This is a genomic window from Paenibacillus sp. W4I10 (assembly GCF_030816325.1).
In the GTDB taxonomy this organism is placed as follows: Bacteria; Bacillota; Bacilli; order Paenibacillales; family Paenibacillaceae; genus Paenibacillus; species Paenibacillus amylolyticus_B.
Window position 1 is genome coordinate 344,855 of record NZ_JAUSXX010000001.1, and the last position, 16,967, is coordinate 361,821.

General features: G+C 46.5%; 17 protein-coding genes and 1 other annotated feature. Of the genes, 16 read left to right on the forward strand and 1 reads right to left on the reverse strand.

Features of this window, described 5'->3' with window-relative positions; translation table 11 throughout:
- Positions 1–233 precede the first annotated feature (233 nt).
- From spoIIGA to QF049_RS01500, 12 genes are all read left to right on the forward strand, one after another.
- Complete coding sequence (spoIIGA, locus tag QF049_RS01445; protein WP_307543061.1) at positions 234–1,214, forward strand: sigma-E processing peptidase SpoIIGA; 981 nt, start codon at positions 234–236, stop codon at positions 1,212–1,214.
- An 11-nt stretch (positions 1,215–1,225) separates the two neighbouring features.
- Positions 1,226–1,948 (forward strand): RNA polymerase sporulation sigma factor SigE, encoded by a 723-nt coding sequence (gene sigE, locus QF049_RS01450; RefSeq protein ID WP_017687308.1) that lies wholly within the window; start codon positions 1,226–1,228, stop codon positions 1,946–1,948.
- A gap of 111 nt (positions 1,949–2,059) precedes the next feature.
- Positions 2,060–2,842, forward strand: a complete 783-nt coding sequence (gene sigG, locus QF049_RS01455; protein WP_017687309.1) for an RNA polymerase sporulation sigma factor SigG — start codon at positions 2,060–2,062, stop codon at positions 2,840–2,842.
- Between the two features lie 174 nt (positions 2,843–3,016).
- Positions 3,017–3,409, forward strand: a complete 393-nt coding sequence (locus tag QF049_RS01460) for a YlmC/YmxH family sporulation protein (RefSeq protein ID WP_017687310.1) — start codon at positions 3,017–3,019, stop codon at positions 3,407–3,409.
- Between the two features lie 51 nt (positions 3,410–3,460).
- Positions 3,461–4,360, forward strand: a complete 900-nt coding sequence (gene pgeF, locus QF049_RS01465; RefSeq protein ID WP_307534322.1) for a peptidoglycan editing factor PgeF — start codon at positions 3,461–3,463, stop codon at positions 4,358–4,360.
- Positions 4,361–4,366: 6 nt separating this feature from the next.
- Complete coding sequence (locus QF049_RS01470; RefSeq protein WP_307534324.1) at positions 4,367–5,068, forward strand: YggS family pyridoxal phosphate-dependent enzyme; 702 nt, start codon at positions 4,367–4,369, stop codon at positions 5,066–5,068.
- A complete protein-coding gene (locus QF049_RS01475) occupies positions 5,059–5,526 on the forward strand; it encodes a cell division protein SepF (RefSeq protein ID WP_017687313.1) in 468 nt (155 codons plus the stop codon). Before QF049_RS01470 ends, QF049_RS01475 begins: the two co-directional genes overlap by 10 nt.
- Before the next feature lie 7 nt (positions 5,527–5,533).
- Positions 5,534–5,803 (forward strand): YggT family protein, encoded by a 270-nt coding sequence (locus tag QF049_RS01480; RefSeq protein ID WP_260632824.1) that lies wholly within the window; start codon positions 5,534–5,536, stop codon positions 5,801–5,803.
- Between the two features lie 238 nt (positions 5,804–6,041).
- Positions 6,042–6,824: a YlmH family RNA-binding protein gene (locus QF049_RS01485; RefSeq protein WP_091014083.1), complete on the forward strand. Its 783-nt coding sequence runs from the start codon at positions 6,042–6,044 to the stop codon at positions 6,822–6,824.
- 242 nt (positions 6,825–7,066) lie between these two features.
- Positions 7,067–7,576: a DivIVA domain-containing protein gene (locus QF049_RS01490; protein ID WP_062835445.1), complete on the forward strand. Its 510-nt coding sequence runs from the start codon at positions 7,067–7,069 to the stop codon at positions 7,574–7,576.
- 57 nt (positions 7,577–7,633) lie between these two features.
- Positions 7,634–7,926 (forward strand) — a binding site (T-box leader).
- Positions 7,927–8,436: 510 nt separating this feature from the next.
- Positions 8,437–11,535, forward strand: coding sequence for an isoleucine--tRNA ligase (gene ileS, locus QF049_RS01495; protein ID WP_307534327.1), 3,099 nt, complete (start codon positions 8,437–8,439; stop codon positions 11,533–11,535).
- Positions 11,536–11,700: 165 nt separating this feature from the next.
- Complete coding sequence (locus QF049_RS01500; RefSeq protein ID WP_192134166.1) at positions 11,701–12,060, forward strand: DUF5665 domain-containing protein; 360 nt, start codon at positions 11,701–11,703, stop codon at positions 12,058–12,060.
- A gap of 31 nt (positions 12,061–12,091) precedes the next feature.
- Here QF049_RS01500 and QF049_RS01505 read toward each other — a convergent pair whose 3' ends face one another.
- Complete coding sequence (locus QF049_RS01505) at positions 12,092–12,829, reverse strand: TraR/DksA C4-type zinc finger protein (protein ID WP_036614837.1); 738 nt, start codon at positions 12,827–12,829, stop codon at positions 12,092–12,094.
- A 222-nt stretch (positions 12,830–13,051) separates the two neighbouring features.
- Between QF049_RS01505 and lspA the strand changes: the two genes are divergently transcribed.
- From lspA to QF049_RS01525, 4 genes are all read left to right on the forward strand, one after another.
- Positions 13,052–13,546, forward strand: a complete 495-nt coding sequence (gene lspA, locus QF049_RS01510) for a signal peptidase II (protein ID WP_091028497.1) — start codon at positions 13,052–13,054, stop codon at positions 13,544–13,546.
- The gene (locus tag QF049_RS01515; RefSeq protein ID WP_373428194.1) at positions 13,539–14,501 is read left to right on the forward strand and encodes an RluA family pseudouridine synthase; all 963 of its coding nucleotides are present in this window, start codon (positions 13,539–13,541) and stop codon (positions 14,499–14,501) included. Before lspA ends, QF049_RS01515 begins: the two co-directional genes overlap by 8 nt.
- Before the next feature lie 110 nt (positions 14,502–14,611).
- A complete protein-coding gene (locus QF049_RS01520; protein WP_036674844.1) occupies positions 14,612–15,865 on the forward strand; it encodes an LL-diaminopimelate aminotransferase in 1,254 nt (417 codons plus the stop codon).
- 202 nt (positions 15,866–16,067) lie between these two features.
- On the forward strand, positions 16,068–16,958 hold the full coding sequence (locus QF049_RS01525; RefSeq protein WP_307543063.1) for a decaprenyl-phosphate phosphoribosyltransferase: 891 nt from the start codon (positions 16,068–16,070) through the stop codon (positions 16,956–16,958).
- The last annotated feature ends 9 nt before the right edge of the window (positions 16,959–16,967 follow it).

Genomic DNA, 16,967 nt, shown 5'->3' on the forward strand with positions numbered 1-16,967 from the left:
TACTCCTTATGGAGCGACCGGGTTTTTTCTGTTTATTTAGATATCATAGCATACAGCAATGAACAAATTCTGAACAAAGGGCCTGAGCAATTCCGACAAAAAAAGTTGGAACCACACCCCCATGATTAGACAGACTTTGAACAGGGGGCTCCGTATACTTGTGAATATGCTCATGAATATCAGGATATCGGGTACCGGTATTTCGATATGTTGCGCGCAGGCAGGTGAAGACTTTGGTTGTTTATGTGGATCTAATTTTTTTGACAAACCTGTGTATTGACGGTGCACTCATCGGAATGACCGCCTGGATGCGCAAGACAAAGCTGGTTTGGTGGCGATGGTTGCTGTCAGCCATTGTCGGTGCATTATACGTGGTCATGATGTTTGTACCGGAGTTTGATTTTATGTTCACCTTTTTGATCAAGTTCGGGTTCTCGCTGGTCATGCTTACGATTGCTTTTAGTTTTAAAGGTCTGCAGGCTTTTGCGAGGACGCTGGGTACCTTCTATGTGATTAATTTTGTCGCTGCTGGAGGTATTCTGGGTGTGCATTACATGCTTCAGAGCTCCGGTGAGTTGTTTAACGGCATTTGGTTCACGGCTTCTGGCGGTATGTCATTTGATCTGAAAATTGCTTTCTGGTTCACGTTTATCGTATTTTTTGCTGTCCTGTTTTTATTCAAAGCTGTGCAGAGTTCAAAACGGAAAACGGATCGCATGACGACCTATTTGGGCAAAGTTGAGGTCTGCATCGATGAGGTAGTCATTTCTTGTACAGGCCTTCTGGATACGGGCAATCAACTTACAGATCCCTTATCGCGCATGCCGGTCATGGTTATGGAGGTTTCGTTATGGCAAGACATGTTACCTGCTTCATGGAAGGGTAGACTCAAGGACGAGGCGCCGGACAACCTTATTCTGGAGCTTGATCAGGAAAGTTTTCAGTGGCAGGATCGACTGCGGCTAGTGCCTTATCGGGGCATTAACAAAGGGACTGCGTTTATGCTGGCAATGAAGCCGGACCGGGTGAAGGTGACGATGGAGGAAACATGTTATGAGACGACAAGGGTACTTATTGGGCTGGATGGAGGTGTTTTGTCGTCGGATGGGAAATACCAGGCCGTGATTCATCCTGAACTTGTGCAAGACGCTGCTTCTGCGCAGTCTACGGCTCTCTCTGCGGGAGCAACAGAAAAGCCGCTGAATGTGGTATAGGAGGAACGTACATGCTTGTGAAATGGAAACTGGTGGCGCAGCTGCAATATTACCGTCTGTTATTTTTATTGGGACTCAAAAGCGAAGAGATCTATTATATTGGGGGAAGTGAGGCACTTCCGCCGCCATTGACACGGGAAGAGGAAGAATTTTTGCTGCAAAAATTATCCTCGGGAGACTCGGCCATTCGCGCGATGCTCATTGAGCGCAACCTGCGTCTGGTGGTGTACATTGCACGCAAATTTGAAAACACAGGAATTAATATTGAGGATTTGGTCTCCATTGGAGCCATCGGGCTGATAAAGGCAGTTAATACATTCGACCCGGAAAAGAAAATCAAACTGGCAACCTATGCATCACGTTGTATCGAAAATGAAATTTTGATGTACCTGAGACGTAATAGTAAGATCCGAACTGAAGTTTCTTTTGATGAACCGCTTAACATTGATTGGGATGGAAATGAACTATTATTATCCGATGTACTGGGTACAGAAAACGATACAATCTATCGGAATATTGAAGAGCAGGTAGACCGGAAACTTCTGCACAAGGCACTGGAAAAATTAACGGAGCGCGAGCGAATGATTATGGAGCTTCGTTTTGGCCTGACGGATGGGGAAGAAAAGACACAAAAAGATGTAGCCGATCTCCTCGGAATCTCCCAATCCTACATCTCTCGACTCGAAAAAAGAATCATTAAAAGACTTCGCAAGGAGTTCAATAAAATGGTCTGAAATACGTCATTGGTCAGAATGGGTATTACTGGCAAGGGTGCCAAGTACGAATAAAAAAGCCTGCCCCGGAGATAATGTACATTAATGTTTCTCCTTGGGAGGTAAATCACGATGACCCGAAACAAAGTCGAGATTTGTGGCGTGGACACCGCAAAATTGCCTGTCCTCACCAACACTGAAATGCGGGAATTGTTTCATTCCCTTCAGCAACACCATGATCGCTCAGCAAGAGAGAAATTAGTGAATGGCAACCTGCGTCTTGTGCTCAGTGTCATTCAACGTTTTAACAATCGGGGGGAGTTTGTCGATGATCTGTTCCAGGTTGGTTGCATCGGCCTGATGAAAGCCATTGATAATTTTGATTTATCCCAGAATGTCAAATTTTCAACCTACGCGGTGCCGATGATTATCGGTGAAATCCGTCGATACCTGCGTGACAATAACCCGATTCGGGTATCTCGCTCCTTGAGGGACATTGCTTACAAAGCACTTCAGGTCCGTGACAGCCTGACGAATAAAAACTCTCGGGAACCGACGATATTCGAAATTGCGGAAGTACTGAATGTGCCGAAGGAAGATGTTGTTTTTGCATTGGACGCCATTCAGGACCCGGTCTCGCTCTTCGAACCGATTTATCATGATGGTGGAGATCCGATCTATGTAATGGATCAGATCAGCGATGACAGAAACAAAGATGTGTCATGGATCGAGGAAATTGCACTCCGTGAAGCGATGCATCGTCTTGGTCAGCGGGAAAAAATGATTCTGTCGATGCGGTTTTTCGAAGGGAAAACCCAGATGGAAGTGGCTGATGAAATTGGCATTTCCCAGGCTCAGGTATCACGTCTGGAGAAATCAGCGATACAGCAGATGCAAAAACATGTAAAGTCATAACACGATGCAAAGGCAGAAGGACGATCAATCGGGGCAGTGTATACCGTTGGTCGTCTTTTTGTTATGGACTGTTTCCACATTCGATGAAAAACAGGACATTTTTCGCCCCTGAAACATATATTGTATAGAAGCGTGAAGAACGGGCAGAAGAGGAATAACAGGGGGCGGAAATGAATGAAAGTAAATACGAGCGAAGTAGCGGCACGAGGCATGAAAATCTCGGACTTTCAGACAAAGGATGTCATTAACATTACGGATGGTAAACGCCTGGGTCAGATCAGTGACTTGGAGCTGGATCTGAAGCAGGGACGAATTGAAGCGATTGTAGTGCCAGGGTACAGCCGTTTTATGGGACTCTTTGGAGGGGGAACGGATCTGGTGATTCCCTGGAGAAACATTGTGAAGATTGGTTCAGATGTGATTCTGGTAAAGATGGATGAGGTGAAGGAAAATACGTATGACGAGCGTGATCGCGAAGCGCGCCTGTATGATGAACAGCAGCATAACCGGACAGAGCGTGTGGAACGCATTGAACGGTCGGAACGTAATCAGCGTCGAACGATATAAATGAGACAGAATGTGGCTCATTTGGTACACTGGAAGTGGTGAGGTGAGATAATGGAACCCTTTGTATTGGATAAAAAATTACTTGAACGGACCAAGAACCCAAATTCAGATTTCGGTCCTGATCCGTTATTATTATATGTTGAGCCCTGGAGACAGCAATTTGAACAGCTGTCAGTCGGGTTTACGACGAGGCATGGTGGAGTCGGAAAAGTTCCGTATGCCACGCTCAATTGTGCTTATCATGTGGGGGATGACCCTGAAGTTGTACTTAACAACCGCAGGCTTGTAACCGAGAAGCTTGGTTTTGCAGCAGAAGCTTGGACCTGTGGAGAGCAGGTGCATGGCAAACATGTCGCAGTAATTACCGCTGAAGATCGGAGCAGAGGATTACTTGATCGTCAATCTGCGTTGCAGGATACGGATGGATTGGTCACGAATGTGCCTGGTGTGCTGCTGACTTCTTTCTACGCAGACTGTGTTCCGCTTTATTTCTATGACCCTGTGCAGCAGGCGGTAGGTCTTGCTCATGCTGGCTGGAAAGGCACAGTCGCGGGTATCGCTGTATCCATGGTGGAGACGATGGAACGGGAGTATGGCAGCCGTAGGCAGGACATTCGAGCTGCAATCGGTCCGTCGATTGGGGATTGCTGTTATGAAGTGGATGAGGCGGTCATGCAGCATGTACGGGTTTGGTTTGATGATTCCCCGGTTAATGATAAATACGAGGATTCTGCTTCTAAACGAGCATATCGAGCCGTGAATAACGGTAAAACGATGTTAAACTTGAAAGAATGTAATCGACACATTATGATGAAAGCAGGAATAATGCCGGATCATATCGAATGTACAACATGGTGTACAAGTTGTCAGCCTGAACTATTTTTCTCCTATCGGAAGGAAAATGGTGTTACAGGGCGGATGGCGAGCTGGATTGGGCTGGAAGAGAGGTGACCCTCTGTGTCATTGGAGGAGCGTATACAACAAGTAAATCAGAAGATCGAGGATGCATGTCGGCGCAGTAACCGTCATCGTGATGATGTGAATGTGATTGCGGTCACGAAATATGTCTCACTTGAAACAACGGGATTGGTGCTGAATCATGGTCTTGAGCATATTGGAGAAAACCGGTGGCAGGATGCACAGGCCAAATGGGAAGCTTTTGGTCAACAGGGTACCTGGCACTTTATCGGTCATTTGCAGACAAACAAGGTGAAAGACGTGATTGGCAAGTTTCGTTACATACATTCACTGGATCGTTTGTCATTGGCGAAGGAGTTGGATAAAAAAGCAGCTTCACTTGGCATCCAAGTGGAAACGTTTTTGCAGGTGAATATTTCGGGTGAAGAGAGCAAGTATGGCTTACAGCCTGAACAGGCAAGTTCTTTTTTGCGTGATATTCGTTCGTTCAACAATCTCAGGGTCGTTGGCCTGATGACCATGGCACCTCACGAGGAAGATCCGGAGCTGACACGTCCCGTATTTCGTGGGTTGCGTGAGCTGAGAGATCAATTGAATGGACAAGCCCTTACAGCAGAGCCATTGACTGAGCTGTCGATGGGGATGTCCAATGATTTTGAAGTGGCCATTGAAGAAGGGGCAACCTGGGTACGGCTAGGATCGATTCTCGTAGGAAAAGAGGAGGGTTCACGATGGGCGTAATGAATAAATTTATGAATTTCCTCGGACTTCAGGAAGAGGAAGAGATTGTGGAACGTGAACGGATGGCAGCACAGGAGGAAAATGAGTCTGAACATCAGGAAGCTGAAACCTCCAGTCTCGATAAACGTAGAAACCAAAGGGGGAATAATGTGGTGAGCATTCATTCCCAGAAAAATGTTAAAGTTGTCCTGTATGAACCGCGTTCTTATGACGAGGCACAGGAAATTGCCGACCATCTGCGTTCGCATCGTACCGTTGTGGTGAACTTGCAACGAATTCGCCAGGACCAAGCGCTGCGCGTTATTGATTTTTTGAGTGGCACGGTATATGCATTGGGTGGCGGTATTTCCAAAATCGGCGGAAACATTTTTCTCTGTACGCCAGATACGGTTGAAATTCAGGGCTCAATTACGGAAATACTGGCTGACAGCGAGCAAGATTATAACAGAATGAGGTGAGCCACTTTTGTATCAGATTGAAAGCGTGTTGTACACGTTATACCAGATTTACTTTTACATGGTCATTGTCTACATATTGATGTCTTGGCTTCCCAATGCGCGGGAAAGCTTCATCGGTGAATGGCTGGGCAAATTAGTGGAGCCATATCTAAGACCATTCCGTCGATTTATCCCCCCTTTGTTCGGTGTGCTGGATATTTCCCCAATTGTGGCGCTGATCGTTCTGCAACTCGCGCTTAATGGGCTGATCTCCATACTTCGGTATTTTGTATATTAGAGGTTGTTCAAAAAGTCCGCTTTTGATTACGAAGGATGCCTAGTGGCATCGTCAGCATCGAATATGGCATTCAGCCGAAATAAGTGGGAGGCTTACGAAGTATGTTTCCTTCGGAAACATTGTGGTTGCTCACGTAGTTTTCTCTACGCTCCGCTACTCCATTTCTAGCTTTATCCCATCTTCTCGGTACTGAAAACCGGTCTTTTTGAACACGGACTATTAGGGTAGGGTGATATAGATGAGCGGTGAAATTTACGAACATTTTAGCCATGATGAGCGGGATTTTGTAGATAAGGCTTCGGATTGGGTTGAGCGGGCAGGCAAGTATCATGACATGAAGCTAACTGACTTCCTTGACCCAAGACAGGTTTTTATCTTACAGACTCTTGCCAATCGTCGTAACGACGTTCAGATTCGTCTGGATGGTGGTTACGAGGCTGCTGAACGCAAGCGTGCGCTGGTTGCACCTGATTATATGTATCTGGATGATGAGGATATGGGAATGCAGGTGCTCAGTATCACGTCTGATGATCAGAAAATCTCGGAGCTGGAGCATGGGGACTATATGGGTTCCCTGCTCGGGCTTGGGATGAAACGTGGAAAGATCGGGGATATCCAAGTGCTGGAGGACGGTTGCCATACAGTGGTGGCGGCGGAAACCGGCGCTTTTTTATCGCTTCAACTGAATCAGGTGCATCGGTTACATGTGTTTACAGAGTTACTTCCTTTGGATCAGATGCGATGGTCAGAGAGTAAACTGGAGACGATGGACATTACGGTCGCTTCGCTTCGTTTGGATGGAATCTGTGCAGATGTGTATCGGCTTAGTCGCAGTAAAGTGCTGGTGCCGATCAAAGCTGGTCGCTGCCGTGTGAACTGGAAAGTTGAGGAAGATCCCTCCAAATCGCTAAAAGCGGGTGATGTCGTATCCATTCAGGGATTTGGCCGTTTCAAGGTTATGGAACAGGATGGGATGACCAAAAAAGGGCGCTGCCGAGTGAAAATCGGCAAATTTGCCTGAGTCTGTTGCAGGAAAATCCGCTTTCTTGTCGAAATGTTTATCATAAAGGTGTAGAAAATACGCGGTGTATCCGATATACATTAAGTCAAAGCTTTACATGAACGTTGGAGGATGCAATTCTGATCCTGCATTCCGTATACCTTGCCAAGTTTATAGGCATCAACGATACGGCCCCTTGGGTGGTACCCATGTGCTGCAAACCTTCTCTGGACGGGAAGGAACTTTAACAGGAGGTGGACAGCATGCCATTAACGCCGCTGGACATACACAACAAGGAATTTTCCCGACGTTTGCGCGGGTATGACGAGGATGAAGTCAATGAATTCCTGGATCAAGTCATCAAAGATTACGAAGGCGTCATTCGCGAGAACAAAGAGCTGAGCAATCAGTTGCTGTCCGTTCAGGAAAAGCTGGATCATTTTGCCACGATTGAAGAGACACTTAGCAAAACGATCATCATTGCGCAGGAAGCTGCTGATGATGTGAAAAACAATGCGAAGAAAGAAGCGCAGTTGATCGTGAAGGAAGCAGAGAAAAATGCAGACCGGATCGTGAACGAATCGCTGGGAAAATCGCGTAAAATTGCTTTGGAAGTGGAAGAACTGAAAAAGCAGGCATCGATTTATCGTGCCCGTTTCCGCACGCTTGTTGAAGCGCAGCTTGAACTGTTGACTCAGGATGGTTGGGAAGTGCTGGAGAGCCGGGAGCAGGAAGTGCGTGACCGTGAGCGGGAGATGAAAGAAATTTATTAGTCTCTCTCCTGGTTGACTTTTGTCTGCAAAGAGGCTATAACTATATTCATAATGAATAGTGATTCCATGACGGGTTCAGTACGTTATGATCTCATCCCTCAGAGAGTTGGTGGTTGGTGCAAACCAATGGATGAGTTATAGCCGAATATCTCCCCGGAGAAGTGACGCTGAAGCGGTGATCTTGATTGCCGTGGGTAAGCCGAACCGTAAGCCGTACGTTATAACGGCACCCTGCAGTAGTATAGCGGGGCATAAGCGCTGTTGATGACAGAGCATACCCAGGCTTGTCTGGATGTGGTTTGTGATGAACAGAATTAGGGTGGTAACGCGAGTATAGCCTCGTCCCTTTCCAGGGACGGGGCTTTTTTGTGTCCAAAAAAGGCTCTCTCCTTGAGGCCCGCAGGGACCTCAAGGAGAGAGCCGCCTGCCGGGGGAGCGAAGCGCCCGGCACACGGGTTCGCTAAGGCGAACGTCCATGAGGCCCAAAGGTGCCTCAAGGAGAGAGCCAACCGCCGGGAAAGCGAAGCACCCGGCACACGGGTTTCGCCAAGGCGAACGTTCATGAGGCCCGCAGGGACCTCAGGGAGAGAGCCGCCTGCCGGGAGAGCGAAGCACCCGGCACACGGGTTTCGCGGTAAGGCCATGCGGCGTTCACGCAGGGAACAGCCGCAAAATGGCCGCCACCACGCACATAAACCCTCGCCCATAAGCACGCCACGGGATTCCCAACGACAACCCATTCCGGGTGTCCAGAGGGCGGAGCGCCTATGGGGTCCCCCTTGGCAAGGGGGATTTAGGGGGATTGAAACGCTTTTTGTGGACGGTCCACAATCCAACCAAAGAAAGGGAAGATAATCATCATGCAACGAGTTGACGTCAAAGAGAAGGCACGTGCCAGAGAATTACGCGTGTTGGATAAATGGAAAACGGAGAATACATTCAAAAGATCCATCGAAAACCGGGAGGGCAAGCCAAACTTCGTATTCTATGAAGGGCCACCTACAGCGAACGGAAAACCGCATATCGGTCACGTGCTTGGACGTGTAATCAAGGACTTTGTTGGTCGTTATAACACGATGAAGGGTTACCGTGTTGTGCGTAAAGCAGGCTGGGATACACATGGTCTGCCTGTAGAACTGGGTGTACAGAAGAAGCTTGGTATCTCCCACAAGTGGGAAATCGAAGATTACGGCGTGGAGAAATTCATTAACGAATGTAAAGCGAGCGTATTCGAGTACGAGCAACAATGGCGTGATCTGACAGAAGGTATCGGATATTGGACGGATATGGATAACCCGTATATTACCCTTGATAACAACTACATCGAGAGTGTATGGAATATCCTGGCGACGATCCATGAGAAAGGCCTGTTGTATCGTGGTCACCGTGTGAGTCCGTATTGCCCATCTTGCCAGACAACACTGAGTTCCCATGAAGTTGCACAAGGGTACAAAGACGTCAAAGACCTGAGCGCTACAGCGAAATTCAAACTGAATGACAGCGGAGAATTTGTACTGGCTTGGACAACAACACCTTGGACGCTGCCTTCACATGTTGCACTTGCCGTGAATCCGGATATGGACTACTCCCGTGTTCGTCAAGGTGATGAAGTGTACATCATGGCAACCAATCTGGTTGAGAAAGTGATGAAAGATACCAAGGGTGAGTATGAGATCATCGGTGCACTGAAAGGTGCCGATCTGGTTGGCAAAACGTATGATCCTCCGTTCAACTACGTACAGGCTGAGAAAGCCAACATCATTCTGGGTGCAGGCTTTGTAACGGATGCAAGTGGTACGGGAATCGTACACATGGCTCCTGCCCATGGTGAAGATGACTACCGTGTATGCCGTGAGAATGGAATCAGCTTTGTGAACATGGTGGACTTGGAAGGTAAATTTGTTGCTGAGGTTACTGACTTTGCCGGACGTTTCGTGAAGGATTGTGATATTGATATCGTGCGATATCTGTCTGAAAATGGACGTTTGTTCAGCAAAGAAAAATATGAGCACAGCTATCCATTCTGCTGGCGTTGTGATACACCGCTTCTGTACTATGCAATGGACAGTTGGTTTATCCAAACAACAGCCATCAAGGACCAAGTGATTGCCAACAACAGTGAAGTGGATTGGTACCCAGGTCACGTTCGTGAAGGTCGCTTCGGGAAATTCCTTGAGGATCTGGTGGATTGGAATATCAGCCGTGATCGCTATTGGGGAACTCCGCTGAACATCTGGGTGTGCGAGGAGACTGGCGAACAATTTGCTCCACACAGCATTGCAGAATTGCGTGCCCGTGCGGTAGGTGATGTGCCTGAGAATCTTGAATTGCATAAACCGTATGTGGATGACGTTAAAGTCATGAGCTCTTGTGGCAAATATGAAATGAAACGTACACCGGAAGTGATCGATGTCTGGTTCGACAGCGGCTCCATGCCGTTTGCCCAGCAACATTATCCATTTGAAAATAAAGAAATATTCGAACAACAGTATCCTGCAGATATGATCTGTGAAGGGATTGACCAGACACGTGGCTGGTTCTACAGCTTGCTGGCGGTTTCTACCCTTTTGACAGGCAAAGCGCCTTACAAAGCGGTTATGGCTACAGGACACGTTCTTGACGAGAACGGACAGAAGATGTCCAAATCCAAAGGTAACGTTATTGATCCTTGGGAAGTGATTGAAGAATACGGTACAGATGCATTCCGCTGGGCTTTGTTGTCTGACAGTGCACCGTGGAACAGCAAACGTTTCTCCAAAGGTATCGTAGGCGAAGCAAAATCCAAAATGGTGGATACGCTGGTTAACACCCATGCATTCCTGACGCTTTATGCTACCATTGATGGATTTGATCCACAGGAGCACCCGTTCCAACTGTCCGCACACAAGCTGGATCGCTGGATTCTGTCGAGACTGAACAGCCTGATCCTGGTTGTAGAAAAAGCGTTGCTGGTTAACGACTATCTGAACTCTTCCAAAGCGATTGAAGCATTTGTTGATGAGTTGAGTAACTGGTATATCCGTCGTTCCCGTGACCGTTTCTGGGGAAGTGGCCTGACAGACGATAAACTGGACGCTTACCGTACATTGACTGAAGTACTGGTGACTACTGCGAAGTTGGTTGCTCCGTTCACACCGATGCTGGCAGAAGACATCTATCTGAACCTTGCAACAGGTGAGAGTGTGCACATGGAAGACTATCCGGTAGCTAATGAAGCGCTAATTGATGCAGGACTGGAACAGGATATGGAGACGGCTCGCCGCGTGGTTGAACTTGCCCGTAACGTTCGTAACGAAACAGGCATCAAGACACGTCAGCCACTGTCCGAATTGATCGTTTCTCTCGATAAAGGGTTTGACCTGGCAAGTTATGAAGAGATCATCAAGGAAGAGATCAATGTAAAAGGAATTCGTACGGAGCATAATGATGCGGAATTCGTTGACTTTACATTGAAGCTGAACCTGAAAGTTGCAGGTAAGAAATACGGTAAAAACGTAGGATTCTTGCAAAACTTCTTCAAGGGAATGTCGGCCGATGAGACGCGTAAAGTGGTTTCGGAGGGTGTGCTGAACATCGTTTCACCGGAAGGCGAAGAGCTGCAAGTGACGAGCGAAGAATTATTGGTTGATAAACAGGCCAAATCAGGTTTTGCTTCAGCATCAGGTTACGGTCTGACGGTTGCACTCAATACCGAAATCACGCCAGCATTGGAACAGGAAGGCTGGGTCCGTGAAGTGGTTCGTGCTGTGCAGGATACCCGGAAACGACTGGACTTGCCGATTGAGAAAAGAGTACGTTTGACACTGGATGTGGATGCATCCCTTCAGGAAGCTATTCAGGCGTTTGATGATGTATTGCGTGAAAATGTTCTCGTAACCGAAGTGACATTTGGTTCGAATGAGTCTATGGAACGCGTTGAAGCTGGAGGCAAATCGATCGGTATTTACATCGAAGCGTAATTCGAAGCATGTCCCATTCAATTAGGACAGAATATAGAGTATAAACCAACGAGCCGCAGAGGCAGGGACATATTCCCTGTATCTGGGCTCGTTTGTTTTTTAAGCAAAAAGGCAATGATTCTATAGTGCAGCCAATCTATATTGATCAAAGGAACTGACCAAAACATGAGCGAACATGATAAGCAAACCGTATCCACTTCACAACAATCAACATCAGATAATCCGAGTTCCCATGACAAAATTGAAGAGTTACATACCCTGACGAACCGTCTGGCGAATGAACTGGAACGTTCACGAATAGCGCAATACACAGAATTGCTGAACAGACCATGGAAATTGATCGGACTTAACCTGTTGTCTGGAGCCGCACGAGGTGTGGGGATTGCGATTGGATTTACCTTTTTTGCAGCAACGATTATTTACGTTTTGCAGCTACTTGGGGCGCTCAATCTTCCCATTGTTGGAGACTACATCGCTGATATTGTGCGCATTGTCCAGCGTCAGCTTGATATGAACACCTACTAAGCGATCAAAGGTGAAGGATATCAAAGTGCATTTAGTAAATGTCATCCGTCTCCATGTCCGGTTCTAACAGACCCTCGCCCTCACGGTTCTCCAGGTACTGGCGATATTGCCGATTGCGCACGATGGAGACGTCATGACCATAGATGTCCGTGGCAACAAAGCTTTCGTACGCTTCAACGCAGCCTTCCACTTCATCGGTTGCTTCAATCGCCATAACATCATAGCTGTCGATATCGCGTCCTTCAGCCATGGCTGGAGAGTTCGATGTGCCCCAGCTTTCAACAATCTGCCACGTGTCTTCACCATCGAAGCCATTTTGATCATCACGCTCGTCCAGACTGGTTCGACCAAATGCCGGGGCAAGGAATTCTTCCTCTACAGGACGGTTTTCGGAGACAACGGTTTCCGGTTGATGTTTTTTGCAGTATTTGGTGTAGGGAACAGCTTCCATGCGTTCATAAGGGATGGGTTGCTGGCAGACCGCACATGTACCGTAATGCCCTTCTTCGATGGAGTGCAGTGCAGAATCGATTCGTTCCAATTGGAATTCATCATGTTCCAGCAGGGAAATATCTTTCTCACGTTCATACACTTCCGTGGCTATGTCTCCAGGATGGTTGTCAATTGGTGATAATTCACCTGTCTGTAGTTTAAGGGAATCTCCAAGGCCATAATGCTCGTTTTCCGAAAGTCTATGTTCAATATCGCGCTTATCGGACATCAGTTGGGAACGTAAAAATTGCAGTTGTTCGTTAGTAAAATGTGACATGATTTTCCCCTTTCTGCTTTCATGCTGGAATCCGGATTTTGACTCTATTGTAGGATGTGCCATTATGGGCAAGATTACAGAAGGGAAATGTTATCGTTTTTGCCATAAGCATTGCTGATATAGCGCGTCGTGGACGATTTCCAAACAGCTGTGCTACAATAAACAAGTCTGGCGTAAGCCTGGTATCGTTTGGAAAAGACAAGAACGGAGTGACAAACAAACGTGGTGTATTATATCCTCGCTTTTATCGTATTTTTATTGGATCAGGGAACCAAGTATCTGATTGCAACCCGGATGGAACTCAGAGAAGAAATTCCGGTCATCGGCAATTTCTTTGTCATCACATCACATCGTAACTCAGGAGCAGCTTTTGGCATTCTGCAAGACCAGCGTTGGTTCTTTATCGTGGTTACGTTGATTGTGGTTGTTGCCTTGATTTGGTATTTGCAAAAGGTAAAAGATACCCCGCACAAATTGCTGCCTGTGGCGCTTAGTTTGGTGCTTGGTGGAGCAATTGGCAACTTCCTTGACCGGGCATTGACCGGAGAAGTTGTAGATTTTGTACAACTTAATTTTGGAAGTTATACGTTTCCCATTTTTAACATCGCCGATTCGGCAATCTGCATCGGTGTAGCGTTGATCATAGTGGAGACATTGCTTGAAGGACGGCGCGAAAAAGCAGCCGCGAAGATTGAAGGGAATGAACATCATGAGTAATCCGAATAAGGAACAGATTAACGACGAAGAACTAATGAATGGCAATGAACGTATGGAATGGACCGTTGCCGCTGAACATAAAAAAGAACGAATTGACAAATATATTACGGAAGCCGTGGATAACGTATCTCGCTCCCAAGTTCAATTGTGGATCGGAGACGGAATGGTTACGGTAAATGGTGCTGTAGTCAAAGCCAATGCCAAGTTATCCGAAGGTGATCTGATTGAACTACAGATTCCTGAACCGGCTGCCGTTGAGATCGTTGCCGAAGATATCCCGCTGGAAGTGGTATATGAAGACAGCGACCTGATCGTGATTAACAAACAGCGTGGTCTTGTGGTGCATCCGGCACCAGGACATACGTCTGGTACCCTCGTTAATTCACTTATGCATCACTGCAAAGACCTCTCGGGTATTAATGGAGAGTTGCGCCCGGGTATTGTGCATCGTATCGATAAGGATACATCCGGCCTGATCATGGCTGCCAAAAACGATCGTGCTCATGCATCACTGGCTGCTCAGTTGAAGGACCATACGGTGAATAGACGGTATATTGCGCTCGTTCATGGTCATCTTAACCATGATCAAGGGACTATTGATGCACCGATTGGACGAGATACCAATGACCGCAAAATGTATACGGTCACAGAACGTAACAGTAAACATGCCGTTACGCATTTTACCGTTAGAGAGCGGATTAATGATTACACCTTGTTGGAATTGAAACTGGAGACAGGACGTACTCACCAGATTCGGGTTCACATGAAATTTATTGGTCATCCGCTTGTAGGAGATCCAACTTATGGACGGAATAAAGGCATCAAAATGCAAGGACAGGCTCTTCATGCGGCTATTCTTGGATTTGTGCATCCAACAACGGGAGAATACCTTGAATTTTCAGCTCCGATTCCGCAAGATATGGAAGACGTGCTTGCCTCGCTACGCAGTCGTTAACAGCTCCAAGAAAGTACAAATGTTCGGATACTTTGTCCATGGCTTTGATCACGCAAATGCTTCATATTAAAGTGTAGAAATTTGCGTCAAATGAGGAGATGAACAACGTTATGAGTATCGATAAATATCAAGAAACTTACATTCAGACTAATTTTGCCGACCGTATCGGTGGCTCCAACTATGGTAAAGACACGAACATTTATAAATTCGAGAAAATCAAACGTGCCAAAGCTTCGGCCAAAAAAGATTTTCCCGATGTGGAACTGATTGACCTTGGTGTAGGTGAACCGGACGAAATGGCTGATGCAGGCATTGTAGCTGCACTTGCAGAAGAAGCTTCCAGACCTGAGAACCGTGGTTATGCCGACAATGGTATTCCTGAATTCAAAGCTGCTGCTGCTTCTTACCTGAAAAACGTATTCAACGTAGAAGGTATCGATGCAGATACTGAAATCGTACACTCCATTGGTTCCAAACCGGCTTTAGCGATGATGCCTTCATGCTTCATCAATCCGGGTGATGTGACCATCATGACCGTTCCAGGTTACCCGGTTATGGGTACACATACGAAGTATCTGGGTGGAGAAGTGTTCAATATCCAATTGACGAAAGAGAACAACTTCCTGCCTGATCTGACGGCGATTCCGGAAGACATCGCAAAACGTGCCAAGTTGCTCTACCTGAACTATCCGAACAACCCAACAGGCGCAAGCGCGACGGTGGAGTTCTTCACTGAAGTCGTTGAATGGGCTAAGAAATACAATGTTGTGGTTGTACATGATGCTCCATATGCAGCATTGACGTATGATGGCAAAAAACCGTTCAGCTTCCTGTCGGTACCTGGAGCGAAGGATGTCGGCGTAGAGCTGCACTCTTTATCCAAGTCCTACAACATGACGGGTTGGAGGATCGGATTTGTAGCGGGTAACCCACTTGTAGTCAAAGCATTCAGCGACGTGAAGGACAACAATGACTCCGGTCAGTTCATCGCGATTCAAAAGGCTGCTGCTTATGGATTGAATCACCCTGAAATTACGGAAAAAATTGCAGAGAAATATTCCCGTCGTCACGACATGCTCGTTGCCGCATTGAATGAACTGGGCTTCCAGGCTGAAAAACCTAAAGGTTCATTCTTCCTGTATGTTGAAGCACCAAAAGGTGTGGTTGGCGGACGTCGCTTCGAATCCGGCGAAGATTTCTCCCAATTCCTGATCCGTGAGAAACTGATCTCATCCGTACCTTGGGATGATGCTGGTAACTTTGTTCGTTTCTCCGTAACCTTTGAGGCGAAGGGTGAAGAGGAAGAGAAACGTGTTATTGCTGAGATCAAACGTCGTCTGAGCGACGTACAATTCGAATTTTAATCGTATTACCCAATAATTAAATCACGTACTAACGAAGAGACCGGAAACGGTCTCTTTTTTATGCCCATATTAGATTTTTTTCATTTACTCCCTTTACAAAATTATACAAGCAACATATGATTAGATCTTTACGTTATTTGTTATATACAGAAGTTGTTTTTGAAGGGAGTTATTATAATTGTTATCATCACGAACAAGTACGGTGTCTTCACCGGCTACAGGAACAGGCAGTACAGTGTCAGGATTATTCAGATTGTTAAGACCCAAACAGTGGACTAAAAATCTGCTGTTATTTGCTGCGTTACTATTCTCTTTTGAGGAGATACGGGCTGAAACCATTCTTGCGACGTTGCTCGGTTTTATTCTATTTAGCCTTGTTGCAGGCTGTGTGTATATTTTAAATGACTTTGTAGACCAGGACAGGGATCGACAGCATCCGGTGAAAAAGTATCGTCCTATGGCTTCTGGGCAGGTGAATCCGAGTCATGCTTTGTTGTTTGGCATTATTCTATTAATCCTTTCCGTAGGAACGGCCTTCATGATGAACCCTATATTCGGGGTGTTATGTATCGTCTATTTCCTGTTGAATGTATCGTATTCATTTGTGCTGAAACATCTCGTTATTCTGGATATGATGACCATTGCAGCCGGGTTTGTACTTCGTGCCATTGCAGGTGGTGTGTTGATCCATGTGCCGTTCACACCGTGGTTTTTGATCTGTACAATGCTGTTGTCGTTATTTCTGGCCATTGGCAAACGCAGAAATGAACTTACGTTGCTTGAGGGGAATACGGGATCACATCGTAAGGTTTTGGATAACTACTCCATTACGTTACTGGATCAATTCAATACGATTGTGACGACAGCTACGATTATCAGTTATTCCCTGTTCACATTCACTTCAGATCGAACCATTCATCTCATGTGGACGATTCCATTAGTCATTTACGGCATGTTCCGTTACCTGTATCTGATCCACATGAAGAACCAGGGAGGTTCGCCCGATCGTGTGCTGTTTGAGGACAAGCCCATATTAATTACGGTTATGTTGTATGTGATAAGTGTTGTTACAATCTTTGCAATCTTTGAATAAAGGCTGAGG

Coding starts and splice junctions, on each gene's coding strand:
- sigE (WP_017687308.1), top strand. CDS start 1,226: ATGCTTGTGAAATGGAAACTGGTGGCGCAGCTGCAATATTACCGTCTG.
- sigG (WP_017687309.1), top strand. CDS start 2,060: ATGACCCGAAACAAAGTCGAGATTTGTGGCGTGGACACCGCAAAATTG.
- QF049_RS01460 (WP_017687310.1), top strand. CDS start 3,017: ATGAAAGTAAATACGAGCGAAGTAGCGGCACGAGGCATGAAAATCTCG.
- pgeF (WP_307534322.1), top strand. CDS start 3,461: ATGGAACCCTTTGTATTGGATAAAAAATTACTTGAACGGACCAAGAAC.
- QF049_RS01475 (WP_017687313.1), top strand. CDS start 5,059: ATGGGCGTAATGAATAAATTTATGAATTTCCTCGGACTTCAGGAAGAG.
- QF049_RS01485 (WP_091014083.1), top strand. CDS start 6,042: ATGAGCGGTGAAATTTACGAACATTTTAGCCATGATGAGCGGGATTTT.
- QF049_RS01490 (WP_062835445.1), top strand. CDS start 7,067: ATGCCATTAACGCCGCTGGACATACACAACAAGGAATTTTCCCGACGT.
- ileS (WP_307534327.1), top strand. CDS start 8,437: ATGCAACGAGTTGACGTCAAAGAGAAGGCACGTGCCAGAGAATTACGC.
- QF049_RS01500 (WP_192134166.1), top strand. CDS start 11,701: ATGAGCGAACATGATAAGCAAACCGTATCCACTTCACAACAATCAACA.
- QF049_RS01505 (WP_036614837.1), bottom strand. CDS start 12,829: ATGTCACATTTTACTAACGAACAACTGCAATTTTTACGTTCCCAACTG.
- QF049_RS01515 (WP_373428194.1), top strand. CDS start 13,539: ATGAGTAATCCGAATAAGGAACAGATTAACGACGAAGAACTAATGAAT.
- QF049_RS01520 (WP_036674844.1), top strand. CDS start 14,612: ATGAGTATCGATAAATATCAAGAAACTTACATTCAGACTAATTTTGCC.